This is a genomic window from Novosphingobium resinovorum (assembly GCF_036352595.1).
Lineage (GTDB): Bacteria > Pseudomonadota > Alphaproteobacteria > Sphingomonadales > Sphingomonadaceae > Novosphingobium > Novosphingobium resinovorum_B.
Genome location: NZ_JAZFAX010000017.1, coordinates 1 through 20883, shown reverse-complemented (window position 1 = coordinate 20883; position 20883 = coordinate 1). Strand labels below are relative to the sequence as shown.

The following is a 20883-nucleotide window of genomic DNA, read 5'->3' as shown; positions in this document are numbered from 1 at the left end:
CTGCCAGGAATTTCACGCCATGACCCCCGCCGCGCGCGTCCAGGCTGCGATCGACGTGCTCGACCTCGTGATCGAGGCCGCGCGTTCCAACGGTGCCCCCGCCGACCGCCTGATCTCCGAGTGGTTCCGCGCCCGTCGCTGGGCGGGCAGCGGAGATCGCCGCGCGGTGCGCGAACTCGCCTACCGCGCCATCCGCGCCTGCGGCGAGATCCCCGCGACCGGCCGGGCCGCCATGCTGCGCGTCGCGGCGGACGATGCGCAACTTGCCCCGCTGTTCGACGGCTCTCGCCACGCTCCCGCGCCGATCGATCCGGACGAGCCGGTGGCCGATTCCGGGGTTGCGCCCGGCTGGCTGATGAAGCGCCTCGCCGACAACGGGGTCGAGCACCCCGAAGCGCTGCTCGGCCGTGCCCCGCTCGACATTCGCGTCAACACGCTCAAGTCCGGCCGCCTCGAACTTCCCGAAGGCGCCGAGAAGGTCGCTGCCGCGAACGGCTGGCGCTATCCGCCCGAAACCAGGATCGAGCAGTCGCGCGCCTATCTGGGCGGCATGATCGAGGTGCAGGATGCCGGCTCGCAATTGACGTGCGAAGTCGTCGCCGCACGGCCCGGCGAGACGGTGATCGACTTGTGCGCCGGGGCAGGGGGCAAGACCCTCGCGCTTGCCGCCGCGATGAAGAATGCCGGGCGGCTGGTCGCCTGTGACGCCGATCGCACCCGCCTCCAGCGCCTGCCGCCCCGCGCCGAGCGCGCCGGGGCGAGCGGCATCGAGACCCTGCTGCTAGATGCCAACCGCGAGATGGAGGCGCTCAAGCCCTTCGTCGGCGCGGCCGACGCGGTGCTGGTCGATGCGCCGTGCTCTGGCACCGGCACCTGGCGGCGCAACCCGGAAGCCCGCTGGCGGCTGACTGAAAAGCAGTTGGAGCGCTACGCCGCGATCCAGTCGCGCCTGCTCGACGTCGCGGCGACGCTCGTGACGGCGGGCGGGCGGCTGGTCTTCGTCACCTGCTCGCTGCTCGACGCCGAAGGTGCGGACCAGGCGGCGGGATTCCTCGCCCGCCATCCCGACTGGCGTGCCGAACTGCCGGCGTTGCCCGCCGGAACCTCGCGCGGCGCGGGCCTGCGGTTGTCGCCGTCGCATGACGGGACGGACGGCTTTTTCGTCGCGCGCTTCGTCAGGCTGTGATAGCGTCACGGTCATGATGAGGACGAAGACCTCGGCCAAGGACTTGCTGATGCGTTATACGCCCGTTGCCGTTGCCCTATCCCTGCTTGCCGCCACGTCTTCCAGCGTCCTTCTGTCGCAACCGCCCGAACAGCTCGATCCGCGCGCATCGGCGCTGCTCGCCGAAGGGCGCGCCGCTGCCGGAGCAGGCAACCTCGATGGCGCGATCGATGCCTATGAATCGGCGCTGACGGTGGAGCCGGGCAGCGTCTCCGTACTGCTCTCGCTGGCCGACGCCACGCGCCGCCAGGGCATGCAGGGCAAGGCACTGCACTATTACCGCGTCGCGCTGGTCAGTGATCCGCGCAATGTCGCCGCGCTGGCCGGCGAAGGCGTGGCACTGGCGGAAAAGGGCGCGACCGAGAAGGCCAGCCGCAACCTCGCGCGGCTGCAGAGCCTGTGTGGCAAGGACTGCAGCGAAACCCGCGATCTCGCGACCGCCATCGCCAAGGGCCCGGCGCCGCGCATGGTCACTGCCGATGCGGTGGCGCCCAAGCCGGTCGTTTCGGAAAACTGAGCCTTCGTACGTCGTCCCGGTACTGGCCGGGATGGCGCAGGACTGCTTCAGATCAGCGCCTTGAACTCTTCCAGGACGGCGCGATAGACGCGCTTCTTGAAGGGAACGATGAGTTCCGGCAGCAGTTCGGCGTCGATCCACTTCCATGCCGAGAACTCGGCCGGCTGGTGCGCGTCGAGGCGGATATCGGCATCGGTGCCCTCGAACCGCGCGAGATACCAGGTCTGGCGCTGGCCGCGGTACTTGCCGCCCCACAACTTGCCCATCAGTTCCTCGGGCAGATCGTAGAGCAGTTCCTCGCGCGTGTGCGAGAGCAGCTGGACGTGCCCGGCCGTGACCCCGGTTTCCTCCCATAGCTCGCGCAGGGCGGCGTCCTTGAGGTCTTCGCCCTTGTCGACGCCGCCCTGGGGCATCTGCCACCAGTCGCCTTCACGCGTGTCGATCCGCTTGCCTACGAACACCTTGCCGTCGGCATTGACGAGCATGACACCCACGCAGGGGCGATAAGGCAGGGACGAGAAATCTTTCATCGAAACAGGTAAATCCGAAGTTGCAGGGGAGAGCGGCGCTTTACGCGATTCGGCAGGAAATGCACGGAGCGCTGACCATGGCCGCAGGATGGCCCAAGGGCTCGCCCTTGACTAGCCGATATTGTGGCCCACACTCTTGCCTTGGCGACAAATCCCATGTTTGTTCGTCCAAGAGAAAACTAATTTGTCATCGGGAACTCCCGTCCGCAGCTTGGACACGAGAGATCCGGCGCGGACCGGACAGGAGGATGGACCATGGCGACACGTTCGGCCGAGCACGCAAGCGATGCGCATCTCCACGCGCCCGAAGCCGTAGTCGTCCGTTTCGCGGGCGACTCGGGCGACGGCATGCAGTTGACCGGAGGGCAGTTCACGCTCTCCACCGCGCTCGCGGGGAACGACCTTGCCACGTTTCCCGATTTCCCCGCCGAAATCCGCGCGCCGCAGGGCACGCTGTTCGGGGTCTCGGCCTTCCAGATCAACTTCGGCTCGCAGGAGGTCACCACGGCCGGAGACGCGCCGGACGTATTGGTGGCGATGAACCCGGCGGCGCTCAAGGTGAACGTGGCGGCGCTCAAGCCCGGCGGGCTGGTGATCGCCGACAGCGGGGAATTCGACAAGCGCAACCTCGACAAGGCGAAGTATGCCGCCAATCCGCTGGAGGATGGCAGTCTGGCGCAGTGGGAGGTCATGGCGTTCGACATCTCGGCGTTGACGCTGGAGGCGGTGAAGCCCTTCGGTCTCGGCAACAAGGAGGCGCTGCGCTGCAAGAACATGTGGACCCTGGGCCTGGCGCTGTGGATGTTCGACCGCGATCGCAAGCCGCTGGTCGATTGGCTCACCGCCAAGTTCGCCAGGAGTCCCGAACTGGCGCAGGCCAACATCGCCGCGCTCAATGCGGGCCATGCCTATGGCGAGACGGCGGAACTGGCGGGACCGCTGCGCAAGCTGCACCTCGACCCGGTGCCCTCCGAGCCCGGCCTCTACCGCACGATCACCGGGGCGGAGGCGGTGGCGCTCGGCCTCGTCGCGGGGGCACGGCTGGCGGGGCTGGAGTTGTTCTTCGGCGGCTATCCGATCACCCCGGCCTCGGCGGTGCTCCATCACCTCGTCAAGGTGAAGGAGTTCGGCGTCACCACCTTCCAGGCCGAGGACGAGATCGCCGCGATCTGCGCCGCGATCGGGGCGTCCTATGCCGGGCAACTCGGCGTGACCTCCTCGTCCGGGCCCGGCCTCGCGCTCAAGGGCGAGGCGATGGGGTTGGCGATCATGACCGAACTGCCGCTGGTCATCGTCAATTCGCAGCGCGGTGGTCCCTCGACCGGGCTGCCGACCAAGACCGAGCAGTCGGACCTCTACCAGGCGGTCTATGGCCGTAACGGCGATGCCCCGCTGCCGGTGATCGCGGCGTGTTCGCCCGCCGACGCCTTCGAGTGCGCGATCGAGGCCTGCCGGATCGCCACGCAGTTCATGACCCCGGTGATCCTCCTCACCGACGGCTACATCGGCAATGCCTCCGAGCCGTGGAAAGTGCCCGATCCCGCCACTTTCGCGTCGTTCCCGGTGCGCTTCCTCGAGGAGAGCAACAATCCCGAGGGCCCCGAGGGCAAGGTGCTGCCGTTCCGCCGCGACGAACGGGGCGTGCGGCCGTGGATCAGGCCGGGGACGCCCGGCCTCATGCACCGCATCGGCGGGATCGAGAAGGCGATCGACACCGGCAACATCGACTATGCCCCCGACGTCCATCAGGCCCAGACCGATGCGCGGCGCGCCAAGGTCGAAGCCGTCGCCGCCGCCGTGCCGCCGCAGGACGTGGCGCTGGGCGAGCCTTCGGGCCGGCTGGCGGTGGTGGGCTGGGGCTCCACCTTCGGACCGATCCACCAGGCGGTGCGCCGCGCGCGGCGCCGGGGGCTCGACGTCAGCCACATCCATGTGCGTCACGTCTGGCCGCTGCCCCGGAACCTCGCGGAACTGTTGGGCGGTTTCGCGCAGGTGCTGGTGCCGGAAATGAACACCGGCCAGTTCAAGACCGTGCTGCGCGACCGCTTCCTGATCGATGCCGTGCCGCTGTCCAAGACCAGCGGCCAGCCTTTCGCCATCGCCGAGATCGAGGCCGCCATCGCCACCTTCTTCGATGCCATTCCCGGCAACGAGGGCGGCGAGGTCACGGTCAACGACACCCAGCTTCCCGCCCCGGAAATCGAGAGGCCCTGAGCGGTTGGAACGGAGACTCCATCATGAATGACATGACCCCGATCCAGACCACGCTGAAGGACTGGGAAACCGACCAGGAAGTGCGCTGGTGCCCCGGATGCGGCGACTACGCGATCCTGAAAGCGGTGCAACGGACCTTGCCGATGGTCGGCGCGGACCCGAAGAACACCGTCTTCGTGTCGGGCATCGGCTGTTCCAGCCGGTTTCCGTACTATGTCGAAAGCTACGGCTTCCACACCATCCATGGCCGCGCGCCGGCGGTGGCGACGGGGATCAAGCTGGCGAACCCGGAACTCGACGTGTGGATCGTGACCGGTGACGGCGATGGCATGTCGATCGGCGGGAATCACACGATGCACGTCCTGCGCCGCAATCTCGATTGCCAGATCCTGCTGTTCAACAACGAGATCTACGGGCTGACCAAGGGGCAGTATTCCCCCACCAGCCGGGTCGGTACACCGTCGCCCACCTCGCCGATCGGCTCGGTGGACCGCCCGGCCAGCCCCTGTGCCTTCGCGCTGGGTGCCGGCGCGCGGTTCGTGGCGCGCGGCTACGACGTGTCCAAGGATCTGCCAGAGGTGCTCAAGGCGGCTTATGCGCACAAGGGCGCGGCGTTCCTGGAGATCTTCCAGAACTGCATCGTCTACAACAAGGACCGCTTCGACGACTTCACCGCCAAGGCCGTCGCCGCCGACATGCAGATCGTCTGCCGCAACGGCGAGCCGCTGCTGTTTTCCAAGGGAAGCAAGGGCCTGGCGCTGGATATCGAGACGCTTTCGCTGAAGGTCGTCGATGTCGCGGAAGGGAACTGGCAGGCGGCGGGCGTGGCGGTCCACAACGTGCGCAACCGGGGCCTTGCGCATATGCTGGTGGAGATGCCCTTCGGCGAATTCCCGATGGCGCTCGGCGTCATCTACGATGATCCGGCGCCGACATTCGAAAGCGCCGTCGTTGCCGAACGCGCCAGCCTGAGTGCGGGCAAGAACGCTGACCTCGCCGGGCTGCTGGGCAAGGGGCAGACCTGGACGGTAGCGTGAGCGCGGCCTGAGCCCGGCCCCTCGGCCCCGCCTCTTGCCAGTGCGCATTGCGGACCCGATAAGGTCCGCCATGCAAGCTGCCACGATCCATGGATAATCTCACGCACAGCCTGGTCGGCTGGGCGCTCGCCGAAACCGGTCTCAAGCACCGCACGCGCAAGGGCCTCGCGGCTTGCGTGCTGGCCGCGAACATGCCCGACATCGACGTCTTCTTCGGCTGGGCTCCCTGGGCGCCGCTGGCGACGCACCGGGGTTTCACGCATGGACTGGTGGGCGGCGTGCTGCTGATGCCGCCGTTGCTGGCGGGGCTGCTGTGGCTGCTCGATCGCTGGCAATGCTCACGCGGAGCGACCTTTTCGAGCGGGCTTGCGATGCGGTTCGGGTGGCTGCTGGTGCTGTGCTACCTCGGTGCGCTGACCCATCCGCTGCTGGACCTGCAGAATGTCTATGCGATCCAGTTGCTCTCGCCGATGCGTGAGACCTGGTTCCATACCGACGGATTGTTCATCGTCTCGCCATGGCTGCTGGCGATGCTGGGGCTCGGCATCTGGCAGTCGCGGCGCCGCAGGGACGTTCGGCCCGCAAGGGTGGCGCTGGCGGGTGTCGTCGGCTTCATCGCGCTCAACATCGGGATTTCGGCGGTAGCCTCGCACGCGGTGCCGGGGCGGCCGGACCGGGTGTTCGCCTCGCCCGAGCCGGTGCTGTTCTGGCGGCGGGACATGATCTGGCGGGAGCGGGGGCGTATCGCGATGGGGCGCTACGATCCGTTCGGCGGCTTTGCCGCGGGAGAACCGCCCGTCGCCGATGCGATGGACGATCCGCTGGTCCGGCGCGCCGCCACGGCGACCCCGGAGGCGGCGAAATTCCTGGCCTGGTCGCAGATGCCGATGGCGCGCATCGCGCGGCAGGGCTGCGAGGCCACCGTGACCTTTGGCGACGCTCGCTTCACCGGACCACGATTGAGCCGCAACTTCAATGTCGCGGCGACGGTTCCTACGACCGGGCCTGATTGTCCCCGGCAGTGATTTCGGCCGCCGCGCGCGCCGGGCGGTAAAGCAGGGCGCTGGCGAGGAAGGCCCAGCCAGTGCCGCCCAGCCAGCCGGCGATGACGTCGCTGGGCCAATGCACCCCCAGCCACACGCGGCTCCAGGCAATCACCAGCGCCAGCATCATCGCCGCGCCCACCAGCGTCCGCCGCACCGATCTGCGCGAACTCATCGCCGCGAACGCCAGCGCGATCGCGACGTAGACGACTGCCGCGTTGAAGCTGTGCCCGCTGGGAAAGCTGCTGCCGCCCGCCTCGGTGAGGTGCGGCACGATCTGCGGCCTGGCCCGGCCGACGAGCGCCTTGAGGGCGCTGTTCGCCAGCCAGCCGCCCATCACCGTCAGGGCAAGGAGGACGGCCTCGCGGCGCAGCTTGAGGAACAGCAGCGCCGCCACCGCGCCGATGGCGACGAGGTTGCGTACGAGGACGCCGCCGAGCGCGGTCACGTCGCGCACGGTCTCCAGCATCTTGATCGAGCCGCGGGCGCGCAGGTCGGCGCCGCGCCAGAACAGCATACCGAACCGGTCGAGCGTCTCCGTGTGCCCGGTGTGGACGGACCAGGCCATCAGCAGCAGGCCGATCCCACAAGCCAGCGCCGCCATCAGCGCGTGCCTTGGATCGATACGAAAGCCGTGCGTGGAAACCTTCATGGCGCTAGGGAACGCACGTTGCCAAAGGACGTTGCCTGCGCATGAATTCTCCCGTCATCGTGTGGTTGCGGCGCGACCTGCGCCTTTCCGACCAACCTGCCATCGCCGAGGCCGCACGCAAAGGCCCTGTCATCCCCGTCTACATCTGCGACGACGAGACGCCGAAGCATCGCGCGATGGGCGGTGCCTCGCGCTGGTGGCTGCATCACTCGCTGGAGAGCCTCGACGCGGCGCTGCGGGCCAAGGGCTCCCGGCTGATCCTGCGGCACGGTAAGAGCGCCGACGTCCTCGCCGCGCTGGCACAGGAGACCGGGGCGAGGGAAGTCCATGCCCTCCACCATTACGAACCGTGGTGGCGCAATGCCGAGAAGGCGGTGGGCAAGGCGCTGGATCTGCACCTGCACCACGGCAACTACCTCGCCCCGCCGGGTTCGGTGACAACGGGGGCGGGCGGCCTCTACAAGATCTACACCCCGTTCTGGCGGGCCTTGCGCGAATTCATGCCGCCGCCGGGGCCGCAGCGCTGTCCGCAGTCGATCCCGGCTCCGGCGCGGTGGCCGAAGTCCGATTCGCTTTCCGACTGGAACCTCCTGCCGACCCGGCCCGACTGGGCAGGGGGCCTGCGCGATATGTGGGAACCGGGCGAGGAAGGCGCGCAAAAGCGCCTCCATGCCTTCGCCGACGAAGCCCGCCGATATGCCGAGCAGCGCAACCTTCCCGCAGTCGAGGGTACCTCCATGCTCTCGCCGCACCTGCACTTCGGCGAGGTGTCGCCGGCACAGGTCTGGCATGCGGTGGCCGATGCGGGTGGTTCGGTGGACACCTTCCTCGGCGAGGTCGGGTGGCGCGACTATGCGCAGAACGTGATCCTGCAATATCCCGACTACGGCAGCCGCCCGGCGCGCGATCCCTTCGACGCCTTTGCGTGGCGCGGCAGTACCCGCGACCTTGCGGCCTGGCAGCAGGGGCGGACCGGCTATCCCATCGTCGATGCCGGGATGCGGCAGCTCTGGCACACCGGCTGGATGCACAACCGCGTGCGGATGATCGCCGCCAGCTTCCTCGTGAAGCACCTGCTGATCGACTGGCGCGCAGGCGAGCGCTGGTTCTGGGACACGCTTGTCGATGCGGACTACGGCAACAATGCGGTGAACTGGCAGTGGACCGCCGGCTCGGGCGTCGATGCGAACATGTTCGTGCGGATCATGGCGCCGCTGACCCAGTCGGAGAAGTTCGATGCCGCCGGCTATATCCGCGAATGGGTGCCCGAACTGGCCGATTTGTCAGACGCTGACATCCACGATCCGCCGTCCGGCAAGCGACCGAAGGACTACCCCGAGCGCATCATCGAACATCGCGAGGCGCGCGAGCGGGCATTGTCGGCCTGGCAGACAGCGAAGAGTGTCCATGCCGCCTAACACCGTTGCAGCTTAGGCAATTGCCGAAGGCCGCGATTGACGCCATCATCCGCGCATGAACGCACAAGCGCCGGGCAGAGGTGGGGAACTGGTCGAGGCGGGACGCGCCATCGGCGTCGGTTCCCAATTGCTCGCGTGGTTGTGGTCGGGCGGGGTTCACCGGATACTCGACCGCATCGACCGGGGGCTGGAGCGCGGCTCGATCATGGCGACGCTCCCGGACGGCACGATCCGCCTGCTGGGTGGACGCCAGCCCGGCTTCGACGCGATCGTGGAGATCAGGCACCGGCGCGCGCTGCTGCGGCTGGCGACGGCGGGCTCCGTCGGCTGGTATCAGGCCTGGGATCTGGGCGAATGGGAAAGCCCGGACCCGGTGCCGCTGTTCGCGCTGTTCATGGACAACGCGGCGGCGCTCGGCAATACTGGGCGGGCGCATGGTCCCTGGCGGCTGGCGAGCCGGATGCTCCATGCCCTGCATCGCAATACCCGCAAGGGTGCGCTTCGGAATATCCATGCGCACTACGACCTCGGCAACGATTTCTACGAGCAGTGGCTGGGCGAGACCATGCTCTACTCCAGCGCACTCTACGAGGACGTCGAGCCGGGCCCGAACGCCTTCGCGCAGTTCGTGACCGGACTCGATGTCGCCCAGTCGGCCAAGGTCGGCGCGATCCTGGAGCGGCTGGAACTGGAACCGGGCTACCGGGTGCTCGAGATCGGCTGCGGCTGGGGCACGCTTGCGGCCTTCGTCGCCAGCCATGAAGACGTCCACGTCGATGCGATCAGCCTCTCGGACGAGCAGCTTGCCTATGCCCGTGAACGCTGGAGCTTCGAGCGGCTCGGCGAGCGCGGCAGCGTGGACTTCCGCAAGCAGGATTACCGCGACGTCGCCGGGCAATACGACGCGATCGTCTCGGTCGAGATGGTCGAGGCGGTGGGCCAGGCTTACTGGCCCGACTTTCTCGACTGCATCGCCCGCAACCTCAAGCCGGGCGGACTGGCGGCGCTGCAACTGATCTCGATGCCCGACGCGATCTTCGAAGGCTATTCGCGCAGCGCCGACTTCATCCAGACCTTCATCTTTCCCGGCGGAATGCTGCTCAGGGAAAGCGCGTTCCGGGCCCTGGCCGAGGAGCGTGGTCTGGAATGGGTCGATCGCCGGGGGTTCGGCGCGGATTATGCCCGTACCTTGCGCGAATGGCGGGTCAATTTCGACCTTGCGGTGGAGGAGGGACGCCTGCCGCCGGGCTTCGACGAGCGCTTCGTGCGATTATGGCGCTTCTATCTGATGTACTGCGAGGGCGGCTTTCTCGGCGGCGGGATCGACGTGGCGCAAGTGACGCTGGTGAAGGCGATCGGCTAGGCGCTCACTTCGTCCGGGAATCGCGGTTCCAGCGGCCGAGGATGGTTTCCAGTTCGTGGGGTTCCAGCAGGTGCTCGAAAGCGCAGCCGACGAGGCCGTTGTCCCACCAGACCACCTTGGCCGGCAGCGCGTCTTCCTTGCCGGGCAGTGTCAGCCAGCACATCGTGCGCGGGGCGATGCGGCTCATCGCCGTTGCCGAGAAACCGGAGAGCGACAAGTCCCGCACCGCCGTCTGGAAGCTTTTCGAACCGGACGGGCGCAGCGTTGCGGGAATGGAGATGCGGTTGCGGATGGCGCTGCGATCTTCCTGCGCAGCGGCGGCGTAGCGTTCCTGCTGGGTATGATCCATGGCGACCTCGCGCATTAATCGACGCCTCTACAACGCCGGACTTGCGCGATGTGTCCCAGTTTGGGGTTACGATCCGGTTATTGCGGCTGGTTAACGGTTTCCCGGTGCCCGCTCGCGAAATCCTCGCCCAGCAGGGAGACGAGGCGGTCGGCGACGACTTCGGGCGGCTTGACCGAAGCCGGGGCCTCGCCCGGATAGGCCCGCGCGCGCATCGCGGTGCGGGTGGCGCCGGGGTTGACGATGGCGACGCGGATCTTCGAGACTTTGGCGGTTTCCTGCGCGTAGCAGTCCAGCAACACCTCGAAGGCGGCCTTGGTCGCGCCGTATGCGCCCCAGTAGGCGCGGGGAGCCTGCGCGACCGTGGTGGTCATGCCGATCACGCGGGCGTCCTGGCTCTTCTTCAGCAGCGGATCGAAATTGGCGATCAGCGCCTGAGTCGCAAGCACGTTGGTGGTCAGCGCCTTGTTGAAGGCGCGCTGGTCGATATCGGCCACGCTGGTCAGTTCGGGCAGGATCGCCGCGTTGATGACCAGCACGTCCAGCCTGCCCCAGCGGTCCTGGATCGCGGTGGCGAGGCGGGCTATGCCGTCGGGCTCTACGAGGTCGATCGGGGCGATCGTCGCCGAACCGCCGGTTTCGTAGATGCGTTCCTCGACGCGTTCGAGCGCCTTGGTGTCGCGGCCCGTCAGGACGACGTGCGCGCCCTCGGCCGCCAGCGCGATGGCGGTCGCTTCGCCGATGCCGCGGCTGGCGCCGGTGACGAGCGCGACCTGGCCTTCGAACCGGCCGCTCACGCCGCGTCGAGTTCCGGGAAGCGGTCCGAGAAGTCGGTCAGCTTGGTGGGGTATTCGCCCGAGAAGCAGGCGTCGCAGAACTGCGGGCACTTCTTCTCGCGCTTTTCCTCGCCGACGGCGCGGTAGAGGCCGTCGATCGAGACGAAGGCGAGGCTGTCGGCCTTGATGAACTCGGCCATGGCCTCGGTGTCCATCGTTGCGGCCAGCAGCTTGGAGCGCTCCGGGGTATCGACGCCGTAGAAGCACGAGTGCTCGGTCGGCGGGCTGGCGATGCGCATGTGCACTTCGGCGGCGCCGGCATCGCGCATCATCTCGACGATCTTCTTCGACGTCGTGCCGCGCACGATCGAATCGTCGATGAGAATGATGCGCTTGCCTTCGACGACGGCGCGGTTGGCGTTGTGCTTGCGCTTCACGTCGGCGTGGCGGGCGGCGTCACCGGGCTGGATGAAGGTGCGGCCCACGTAGTGCGAGCGGATGATGCCCAGTTCGAACGGAATGCCCGATTCCTGCGCATAGCCGATCGCGGCGGGGACGCCGCTGTCGGGCACCGGGATTACCACGTCGGCGTCGGCGAAGGATTCCTTGGCCAGTTCGACGCCGATCTGCTTGCGCACCTGGTAGACCGAGAGGCCGTCCATCACCGAGTCGGGGCGCGAGAAGTATACGTGCTCGAAGATGCACGGGCGCGGCGAGGGGTTGCCGAAGGGGCGATGGCTGGAGATCGTGCCCTTGTGATCGACCTGCACCATCTCGCCCGGCTCGATCGAGCGCACGAAGTCGGCGCCGACGATGTCGAGCGCGACGGTTTCGGAGGCGAAGACGATGGCGTCGCCGATGCGGCCCATCACCAGCGGGCGGATGCCCAGCGGGTCGCGGCAGGCGATCATGCCCTCGTTGTTCATGCAGATCAGCGAGTAGGCGCCTTCCACCATGCGCAGGGCATCGACGAAGCGGTCGAGCAGGGTGGGGTAGCGGCTGGTGGCGACGAGGTGGATGATGACTTCGGTGTCCGAGGTCGACTGGAAGATCGAACCCTTGGAAACCAGATCGCGCTTGAGCGTCATCGCGTTGGAGATGTTGCCGTTGTGGGCGATCGAGAAGCCGCCGTCGGCAAGGTCCGCGAACAGCGGCTGGACGTTGCGCAGGCCCGAGCCGCCGGTGGTGGCGTAGCGCACGTGGCCCGAGGCCATCGAGCCGGGCAGGGTGTCCACTTCCTTCTGGCGGAACACTTGCGCGACGTGGCCGATGCCACGGTGCGAGTGGAATTCCGCGCCCGAGAAGCTGGTGATGCCCACCGCCTCCTGGCCGCGATGCTGCAGCGAATGGAGCCCGGCAGCGGTGATGGCCGCTGCTTCCCGGGCGCCGATAACGCCGAAAATACCGCACTCTTCGCGCAGTTTGTCCCCATCGGCATCGAGGAAGGGGTGAGTCATGTTCATGATGTTTTTCCAGCCCGCCTGGCGCGTCTCAACGCGACGCGCATTTGGCTGCGATCGCTTCGAAAAGCAAGGGGGAAGGGGAGGGCCTTGCGGCAGGGCGTGGAGCGGGGAGAATTTTTATCATGCATGCATGACGGGAGGGTGACGCGCCGGCGTGTAGGAAAACGGTGAGAGGGCGATGCCATTCATGCGGCGATGGCTTCCTCTATGCCGCCCGTCGCTTGCGAGGCCCGCGCGGTAAGGCCCGCGCCGGACCCAGCATCCGCCCTTCGCCCGGCGCGGTAGCCCAATTGCGCGAGTCCCATCGCCAGCGCCCAGATGACCGTGCCGCCGACGATGTCGGTGACATAGTGCGAACCCATCGGGATCGTCGCGACGATCGTGGCGATGCCGAACGCGGCGCCGGCCAGATGGAACCGGGTGCCGCGCAGCCCGGTGGCGATGACCAGCCCCATGATCGTATGGAACGAGGGGAACACGCCGACGCCCGAGATATGCGCATTCCCCGCGATCGGCGCCGTCCCGTGGTAATAATAGCGGAAGGCGTCGAGGTGATAGGTGCCGGCGCCGTATGGCAGGCCGTGTCCCTGCAGATCGAAGAGGTGCGAGTACGCGATGTTGCCCATCGCCGGCGTGACGACGGAAATGACCGAGGCCGCCAGCAGTCCGCCGGAATAGGCCACGAACGGCCGCCAGTCCGGGTCCGGCATCAGGCACCGGCCCAGCACGACCGCGATGGCGGCCCAGTTCGATTGCGTATAGGCGATGCCCAGCCATTCCGTGATGCGCGGGCTCAGGGCGAAGGCCCGCACCAGCATGGCCGGATCGAATCCGAGGACGTGGTCGGAGGCGACCAGCCCGGCATCGATCAGCGGCATGTGGAGGCGCAGGCCGACGTTCATCGACAGGGTGTTGCAGACGGTCGCGCCCGCCATCACCGCGACGACGAGCAGGAGATCGGCGACGCGAGGCGTGCCGCCGGCCAGCTTCATGGCGATTCCGGCTGCCAGCGCCGCGATGCTGAAAGCGATGCATGTACCCAGCCCGGACCAGTCGAGTGTCATGCCGCAGGTCAGGATGATCGTGGCCAGAAGCGCGAAACTTCCCAGCAGGAGAACGATGGAGAACGCGCTAAGCGCGTCCAGCCGGCGCAGGCGCCGGTGCAGTCGATCAGTCGCAGTCATGTCGTCCTTCCGCCAAAGGCCGTTTCACCCCATGCATGAGAATGGTTAACGACCCGCACCGGGTCTCCGCGGGAACGCCGGGAAACGAAGCGCGCGGACGGGGGCATGCTGCGTTTGCGGCGCGCAATCCCCGTTCACCGCAAACGCAGGTGGACACATCCCGCCATCGACCTTATCTGACGTCTCCGATGGCCCATCGCCTCATCCTGACCCTGCTTGCCCTGCTGACCGGGCTCGCCGCGCAAGTCGGCCCTGCCGAGGCGTGTGTGTCGCGGGTGTCGGCGGTGCAGGTGCTGCCGCTGCGCGAAGTCGCCGCCAAGGCGCCGCGTGCACCGGTCGCCCTGGCGCGGCTGCCCGAGCCGGGCCTGCGCAACACGCGCCTTCACGCGCCGCAGCAGCCGGTCGCCTTCGCGCCGGTTGCCGTCCCGGCCGTGCTCACCGGGATAGACCGCGCGCGCCAGTAAGCGCGAAGGCCGGCAACTTTCGCATCCTCGCGAGCTTATTCCCGCGCCCGGCCTCGTCGCCGTGAGGCGCGCGTACCGATCATATCCAATTCACGAAAAACAGGGGTCCACCGCCATGTTCGGCGCACTCGTCAAGTCCATCTTCGGCTCGTCCAACGAGCGTTACGTCAAGTCGCTCGACAAGATCGTCGCCCAGATCAACGCCTTCGAGCCCGCGCTGGAGGCCATGAGCGACGAGGAACTCGCCGCCCAGACTCCCAAGTTCCGCGAGCTGCTCGCGAACGGTTCTACGCTCGACGACATTCTGCCCGAAGCCTACGCCACCGTGCGCGAAGCCTCCAAGCGCGTCTACGGCATGCGCCACTTCGACGTGCAGATGATCGGCGGCATGGTGCTCCACCGCGGCGAGATCGCGGAAATGCGCACGGGTGAGGGCAAGACGCTGGTGGCGACCGCGCCGACCTACCTCAACGCGCTGGAAGGCAAGGGCGTCCACGTCGTCACCGTCAACGACTACCTCGCCCGCCGCGACGCCGAGCAGATGGAGAAGCTGCACGGCTTCCTCGGCCTGACCGTCGGCGTGATCGTCCCCAACCTCAACGAGTGGGAACGCCGCGAGGCCTACGGTGCCGACATTACCTACGGCACCAACAACGAATTCGGCTTCGATTACCTGCGCGACAACATGAAGCACGAGCGCAGCCAGATGGTGCAGCGCCCCTTCAACTTCGCGATCGTGGACGAGGTCGACTCGATCCTGATCGACGAGGCGCGCACCCCGCTCATCATTTCCGGCCCGACCGACGACAAGAGCGAGCTTTACGTCCAGGTCGACGCGATCGTGAAGCAGCTGCTGCCTGAGGACTACGAGGCGGACGAGAAGACCAAGAACATCAGCCTCACCGAGGACGGCGTCGAGAAGGCCGAACGCATGCTCGAGGCCGCCGGGCTGCTTGAAGGCTCGAACCTCTACGACGTCGAGAACACGCAGGTCGTCCACCACCTCGACCAGGCCCTGAAGGGCGTGTTCATGTTCAAGCGCGACACCGACTACATCGTCAAGGACGAGAAGGTCGTCATCATCGACGAGTTCACCGGCCGCATGATGGACGGTCGCCGCTGGTCGAATGGCCTGCACCAGGCAGTCGAGGCCAAGGAAGGCGTCAAGATCGAGCCGGAGAACCAGACGCTCGCCTCGATCACCTTCCAGAACTATTTCCGCATGTATCCCAAGCTCTCGGGCATGACCGGCACCGCCGCGACCGAGGCGCCGGAATTCTACGACATCTACAAGATGAACGTCGTCACCATCCCGACCAACGTGCCGGTGCAGCGCGTGGACGAGGAGGACGAGTTCTACAAGAACACGCTCGACAAGTTCGCCGCCATCGCCAAGCTGATCCGCGAGAAGTACGAGACCGGTCAGCCGGTCCTCGTCGGCACCGTGTCGATCGAGAAGTCGGAGCTGCTCTCGGACTTCCTCAACAAGGAAGGCGTCAAGCACTCGGTCCTGAACGCGCGCTTCCACGAGATGGAAGCGCACATCGTCGCGCAGGCGGGTTCGCTGGGCGCGGTCACCATCGCCACCAACATGGCCGGTCGTGGCACCGACATCCAGCTTGGCGGCAACGTCGAGTTCCGCGTCGAGGACGAACTGCGCGACATGCCCGAGGGGCCTGAGCGCGACGCCGCGATCGCCAAGATCAAGGCCGAGGTGGGCGAGCAGAAGCGCCTCGTCCTCGAAGCCGGCGGCCTGTGCGTCATCGGCACCGAGCGCCACGAAAGCCGCCGCATCGACAACCAGCTGCGCGGCCGTTCGGGCCGTCAGGGCGATCCCGGCCTGTCGAAGTTCTACCTCTGCCTCGAAGACGACCTGCTGCGCATCTTCGGTCCCGACACGCTGTTCTCTAAGATGATGAACAGCAATCTGGCCGATGGCGAGGCGATCGGCTCGAAATGGCTGTCGAAGGCGATCGAGACCGCGCAGAAGAAGGTCGAGGCGCGCAACTACGAGGTCCGCAAGCAGGTCGTCGAATACGACGACGTGATGAACGACCAGCGCAAGGTGATCTACGAGCAGCGCTCCGACATCATGGATGCCGAGGCGGTGGACGACGTCGTGGTGGACATGCGCCATGACACGATCAACTCCCTCGTCGCCGACGCCTGCCCGGCCGGTTCCTACCCCGAGCACTGGAACGTCGCGGTGCTCAAGGAGAAGGTGCAGGACATCCTCGCCGTCGACGCCCCGATCGAGGCGTGGATCGAGGAGGACGGCCTCGAACCCGAGGACATCGAGCAGCGCATCACTGAACTGGCCGATGCCCACATGAACGCCAAGATGGCGCAGGACGACCCGGCGATCTGGCGCCAGGTCGAAAAGTCGATCCTGCTCGACCGGCTCGACCACTACTGGAAGGAGCACCTCGCCACGCTCGACGCGCTGCGCCAGGTGGTGTTCCTTCGCGCCTATGCCCAGAAGCAGCCGATCAACGAGTACAAGCAGGAAGCCTTCGGCCTGTTCGAGCGCATGCTCGACGGTATCCGCGAGGACGTGACGCGGATCATCTCGGTCAGCGAACTGCGCATGCCCGAGCCCGCGCAGCTGCCCGAACTGCCCGACTTCCTGACCGGCCACATCGATCCCTTCACCGGGCTCGACAACTCGGCCGACGGTGACGGTTCGGCGCAGATGGCGCAGTTGTTCGGCAATCTGGCGGGCAGCCCGGAAGGTGTCGCGCCCGCCGCGCCGGTGGAAGGCAATCCCTGGGCCGGGCTGGACATCAGCCGCAACGCGCCGTGCCCGTGCGGTTCGGGAAACAAGTACAAGCACTGCCACGGCGTTCTGGTCTGACGCCGGCACCCCATTCTTGCCGAGGCGCCGCCGGGATATCCCGGCGGCGCCTTTTTTTATGGGAATACAGCGCGGTATTTGTGAATCGATACTTCAAGTAAACAAAAGTTTAGTTCGGGTTGTTAATAGTTTAACCGCTATTGTAACCTTAGTGACGGGCTTGATTACTATCGGCATGACTTTGGCTGAGTTAGTCCCTTTCGCGAGGCAACAGAGCTTCGTCATGAGGGGGAAATCATGTTTGGTAGTGCGACACCCGACACGTTCGCCGTGCAACCGGTCCGGGCCAGGGGCCTCGCCAGCGCGGCGGCGCTGGCGGCATCGCTGGCACTGGCGGCGCCGGCCTGGGGCCAAAGCGTCGTCAATCCCGGCTTCGAGACCGGCGACACCACCGGCTGGGTACTGACCGGGGGCTCCTGGACCAGCACCGCGCAGTGGCCGCCGGCGGACTCGACATGGGCCGGCGCGCCCGATTCCTACACCATCACCAATGCCGGCGATCTCGACACGATCACCGGCGCGCCCACCGTCTTCGGCGGCAACCATGCGGTCCGGCTGAACGATGCCAACCCGAACTACGGCGTCACCGCGCTCTCGCAGTCGGTCGCCAACTATACCGGCAACAAGCTCTATTACGCCTGGAACGCGGTGCTGCAGCCGTCCCATGGCGCGACCGACAGCCCCTCGTTCATCATCAAGGTGGTGGACAAGACGACTGGCAAGGTTATCAACAACATCGCCTACAGCGCCTATACCGCGCAGAACACCACCATCTTCCGCAACGTCAACGGCTTCGTCACCAGCGACTGGAAGGTCGAGGACATCGACATGATCGCGGGCCACGACTACGACCTGCTGTTCGTGGCGCTCGACTGCCCCTACGGCGCGCATTCGGGCTACGTCTACGTGGACGGCTTTGGCAACGCGGTGCCCAACGCCAATGCCGACGTGGACTTCGACCCGGCCACCGACATCACCCGCGGCTCCGACGTGCTGATCCCGATCGGCGGCACGATCCCCGACATCGACACCGCCAAGGCCTTCTACACGCCGCAGGAAGTCGACGACGGGCTGGTCAATCCCAACTTCGTCGGCGGCACGCTGCAGTTCGCCGCCTCTGGCGATACCGCGCAGGCCTTCACGGTGCAGACGCAAGGGGGCACGATCGACACCGGCGGCTTCGACGTCGGCCTCACCGGGGGGATCACCGGGGCGGGCGGCATGACCAAGACCGGCGAGGGCACGCTGACCCTGTCCGGCGCGATCAGCACGATCAACGAGGGCTTCACCGTCGCCGGCGGCACGCTGCTGGTCGATTCGGCGCTCTCCAGCCTCGACGTCACGGTCGGCTCGGGCGCGCGGCTCGGGGGCAGCGGCACCGTGGTGGCCGACGTCCATGTCGGCGCGGGCGGCACCCTGGCGCCCGGCAACAGCCCCGGCACCCTGATCGTCGCGGCCGGCGACGTGACCTTCGACGACGCCGCGACGTTCGCGGTCGAGATCGACGGGCGCGCCTACAGCGCCGCCGGCGGGGCGGGCAGCTACGATCGCCTCGCGCTCACTTCGGGGGCGACGTTCCAGCCCAACGGCATCTTGGCCCCGACGCTGCGCGGGATCAGCGGGGGCAACAACACCTTCACCCCGACGGTCGGCGATACCTTCGTGATCGTCGACGGCGGCGCGATCGGCACCGGTGCCTTCGATTCGGTGACGCAGCCGAACGCGGGCCTTGCCGCCAACACCCGCTTCGACGTGATCTACCGCCCCACCCAGGTCATCGCGGCGGTCACCCCGGTCAGCTTCGCGACTTTCGGGGCCGGCGCCGGGTGGAAGCTGAACGCGATCTCGGCGGCGGCGGGGCTCGATCCCTTCCGGCCGGCGGCGGGCGCGCGCAGCGGCGCGTTCTATCCGCTGTTCAGCGGCCTCTACGGCATGGACGGCGCGGAACTCGGCTATGCCTTCTCGCAGATCAGCGGCGAGATCCACGCCGACACCATGCAGATGGCGCTGAACTCCGCGCGCGACATCTCGCAGACGGCTCTGAGCGCGGCGCAGGAGCCCTGGGGCTGTTCGCCCGCGGTCCAGAGCCCCGGCCAGTTCACCGAGCCGGCCCCGCAGGGCGCCGACGAGGGCTGCGGCGTCGAATCGACCCGCAAGGGCGCGATCGCCTGGGGCCGCTTCCTCACCCAGTCGACCGAAGTGGGCGAGGATGACATCGCCTATGGCTACGACCGCAAGGCCCGCGGCGTCATCGCGGGCATCAACGTGGTGAACGTGGACGGCACCCGCATCGGCATTGGCGGCAGCTACACCGATGGCGACATGAGCAGCGCGGTGGGCAGTTCGGCGGACATCAATACCTGGTCCGGCTTCGCCTATGGCGCGCATCGCTTCGGCGCCCTATCGCTCGGCCTCGCGCTCGGCTACAACAAGGCGAGCGTCGATACCGACCGCAACGTCGGCCTCACCGGCGCCACCCTGACCGCCTCCGACAGCTACAAGATCGAGACGCTGACCGCCGCGCTCGAGGCGAAGCTCGACGTAAGGCTGGGCGACCGCACGGTGCTGCGCCCGGTCGCCGGCATCGAGATCGCGCGCACCAGCGCCGATGCGGTGGCCGAGGGCGGGTCGGCGACGATCGCGCTGGCCTTGCCCAAGGAGAAGTGGACCAGCGCCCGCACCAAGCTGGGGGCCGAACTGGCGGTCGGCGTGGGCAATCCGGTCGAGGCGGCGGTGTTCGGCAACTGGCGCCACGAACTCAAGGACGCGACGGCGGTGCGCGTCGCCCGGCTGGGCGCGGCGGACTGGCTGGTCTCCAGCGTCGATGCGAGCAAGAACGCCTTCGAGGCCGGCGGCGCGATCGGCCTCAAGCTGAGCAACGCGATCAAGCTTCGCGTCGAATATGCCATCACCCGGCAGGGTGACTACCATACCGACCGGGCGACGGCGGGCATCTCGATCAAGTTCTGATCGGGCCCGGTCCGATGGGGGCGGATCCGGAGCGCGGCGCGGGGCCGTGCTCCGGATCGAAACCATCGGCACCGGATCTTCGTTATTCGGGAACATCCCCGCAATCATCGAGGAGCCGGCCGATGCCACAAGGCGACAAGAGCAGCTATACCGACAAGCAGAAGCGCAAGGCCCGACACATCGCCCAAGGCTACGAGGAGCGCGGTGCCAGCCACGAGAACGCGGTGAGCCGCGCCTGGGCGACGGTGAACAAGGAGTCGGGCGGCGGCAACAAGTCCGGCTCGGGCCGGGGCCGCAAGGACACCCAGATCTCCTCCGCGCGCGGGGGGCGGGCGCACAAGTCGGGCTCGTTCGAGCAGCGCTCGGCCGCCGCCCGCAAGGGGTGGGATACCCGGCGCCGTCGTCAGTCGGGCGGCTGATCGCGCGCTGGAGCCGCGATCGACTGCGATCCTGTCATCGTCGTTCTTCGGGCAGGGGTGAACGTATCTCCCGGCTGCGCCGGTCGCGGTGTGGCGAGATGATGCCCCGTCTTTGCAGGGAGAACGAAGGATGGCGCAGTCGATACCGGCACGTTCAACTCCGGTTGATCCGCCTTCGGCCCTTCGTGCGGATGGCGTGAATGGCGACAAGGGGTCGTCAGTTCCTCCCCCAAAGGGGAGGAATGGGGCGTAAGCCGTCGGCGCGGCACTTGTCCACGCGCCCTAGCACTACTTTGGCAGAATTGTGATTTTCGGGATTCCCTGCAGGGGAAATGCGTGATTCATAGGGAGCCAGCTTTGATGGAGGCTGGCGATGGAAGAGGATTGGCAGCGGGATCTCGAGCATTG

Annotated in this window: 17 protein-coding genes; 11 read left to right on the top strand and 6 right to left on the bottom strand. The window is 67.2% G+C overall.

What is annotated here, in order from left to right; translation table 11 throughout:
* Positions 1-19: 19 nt before the first annotated feature.
* Both V2S85_RS16010 and V2S85_RS16005 read left to right on the top strand, forming a co-directional pair.
* The gene (locus tag V2S85_RS16010) at positions 20-1186 is read left to right on the top strand and encodes an RsmB/NOP family class I SAM-dependent RNA methyltransferase (RefSeq protein ID WP_330703846.1); all 1167 of its coding nucleotides are present in this window, start codon (positions 20-22) and stop codon (positions 1184-1186) included.
* A 13-nt stretch (positions 1187-1199) separates the two neighbouring features.
* Positions 1200-1742 (top strand): tetratricopeptide repeat protein, encoded by a 543-nt coding sequence (locus tag V2S85_RS16005; protein WP_330703845.1) that lies wholly within the window; start codon positions 1200-1202, stop codon positions 1740-1742.
* Positions 1743-1789: 47 nt separating this feature from the next.
* Here V2S85_RS16005 and V2S85_RS16000 read toward each other — a convergent pair whose 3' ends face one another.
* Positions 1790-2272: an RNA pyrophosphohydrolase gene (locus V2S85_RS16000; protein WP_330703844.1), complete on the bottom strand. Its 483-nt coding sequence runs from the start codon at positions 2270-2272 to the stop codon at positions 1790-1792.
* 255 nt (positions 2273-2527) lie between these two features.
* Here V2S85_RS16000 and V2S85_RS15995 point away from each other — a divergent pair, with 255 nt between their 5' ends.
* The 3 genes from V2S85_RS15995 to V2S85_RS15985 all read left to right on the top strand — a co-directional run bounded on the left by V2S85_RS15995 (position 2528) and on the right by V2S85_RS15985 (position 6548).
* Positions 2528-4486, top strand: a complete 1959-nt coding sequence (locus V2S85_RS15995; protein WP_330703843.1) for a 2-oxoacid:acceptor oxidoreductase subunit alpha — start codon at positions 2528-2530, stop codon at positions 4484-4486.
* A 23-nt stretch (positions 4487-4509) separates the two neighbouring features.
* A complete protein-coding gene (locus tag V2S85_RS15990; RefSeq protein WP_330703842.1) occupies positions 4510-5523 on the top strand; it encodes a 2-oxoacid:ferredoxin oxidoreductase subunit beta in 1014 nt (337 codons plus the stop codon).
* Between the two features lie 89 nt (positions 5524-5612).
* Positions 5613-6548 (top strand): metal-dependent hydrolase, encoded by a 936-nt coding sequence (locus V2S85_RS15985; protein ID WP_330703841.1) that lies wholly within the window; start codon positions 5613-5615, stop codon positions 6546-6548.
* On the opposite strand, the gene V2S85_RS15980 is transcribed toward V2S85_RS15985, so the two are convergent.
* Positions 6517-7170 carry a phosphatase PAP2 family protein gene (locus V2S85_RS15980; RefSeq protein ID WP_330703840.1) on the bottom strand — a complete coding sequence of 218 codons (654 nt, stop codon included), beginning with the start codon at positions 7168-7170 and terminating at the stop codon, positions 6517-6519. The genes V2S85_RS15985 and V2S85_RS15980 overlap by 32 nt on opposite strands.
* Before the next feature lie 89 nt (positions 7171-7259).
* On the opposite strand from V2S85_RS15980, the gene V2S85_RS15975 reads away from it, so the two are divergent.
* The gene (locus V2S85_RS15975; protein ID WP_330703839.1) at positions 7260-8636 is read left to right on the top strand and encodes a deoxyribodipyrimidine photo-lyase; all 1377 of its coding nucleotides are present in this window, start codon (positions 7260-7262) and stop codon (positions 8634-8636) included.
* 55 nt (positions 8637-8691) lie between these two features.
* Entirely contained in the window at positions 8692-9999 is a 1308-nt protein-coding gene (locus tag V2S85_RS15970; protein WP_330703838.1) for a cyclopropane-fatty-acyl-phospholipid synthase family protein, read from the top strand.
* 4 nt (positions 10000-10003) lie between these two features.
* Here V2S85_RS15970 and V2S85_RS15965 read toward each other — a convergent pair whose 3' ends face one another.
* The 4 genes from V2S85_RS15965 to V2S85_RS15950 form a co-directional block, all read right to left on the bottom strand.
* Positions 10004-10363, bottom strand: coding sequence for a PilZ domain-containing protein (locus tag V2S85_RS15965; protein WP_419198207.1), 360 nt, complete (start codon positions 10361-10363; stop codon positions 10004-10006).
* Positions 10364-10425: 62 nt separating this feature from the next.
* Positions 10426-11142, bottom strand: a complete 717-nt coding sequence (locus V2S85_RS15960; RefSeq protein WP_330703837.1) for an SDR family NAD(P)-dependent oxidoreductase — start codon at positions 11140-11142, stop codon at positions 10426-10428.
* Positions 11139-12584, bottom strand: a complete 1446-nt coding sequence (purF, locus tag V2S85_RS15955; protein WP_330703836.1) for an amidophosphoribosyltransferase — start codon at positions 12582-12584, stop codon at positions 11139-11141. The genes V2S85_RS15960 and purF overlap by 4 nt, the downstream gene beginning before the upstream one ends.
* A gap of 185 nt (positions 12585-12769) precedes the next feature.
* Positions 12770-13768, bottom strand: coding sequence for a phosphatase PAP2 family protein (locus V2S85_RS15950; protein WP_330703835.1), 999 nt, complete (start codon positions 13766-13768; stop codon positions 12770-12772).
* 188 nt (positions 13769-13956) lie between these two features.
* Between V2S85_RS15950 and V2S85_RS15945 the strand changes: the two genes are divergently transcribed.
* The 4 genes from V2S85_RS15945 (at position 13957) to V2S85_RS15930 (ending at position 20475) form a co-directional block, all read left to right on the top strand.
* On the top strand, positions 13957-14232 hold the full coding sequence (locus tag V2S85_RS15945; RefSeq protein ID WP_330703834.1) for a hypothetical protein: 276 nt from the start codon (positions 13957-13959) through the stop codon (positions 14230-14232).
* Positions 14233-14347: 115 nt separating this feature from the next.
* Positions 14348-17086, top strand: coding sequence for a preprotein translocase subunit SecA (gene secA, locus V2S85_RS15940; protein ID WP_330703833.1), 2739 nt, complete (start codon positions 14348-14350; stop codon positions 17084-17086).
* A 237-nt stretch (positions 17087-17323) separates the two neighbouring features.
* Entirely contained in the window at positions 17324-20056 is a 2733-nt protein-coding gene (locus V2S85_RS15935; RefSeq protein WP_330703832.1) for an autotransporter domain-containing protein, read from the top strand.
* Positions 20057-20178: 122 nt separating this feature from the next.
* Positions 20179-20475 (top strand): plasmid stabilization protein, encoded by a 297-nt coding sequence (locus V2S85_RS15930; RefSeq protein WP_330703831.1) that lies wholly within the window; start codon positions 20179-20181, stop codon positions 20473-20475.
* Positions 20476-20883 lie beyond the last annotated feature (408 nt).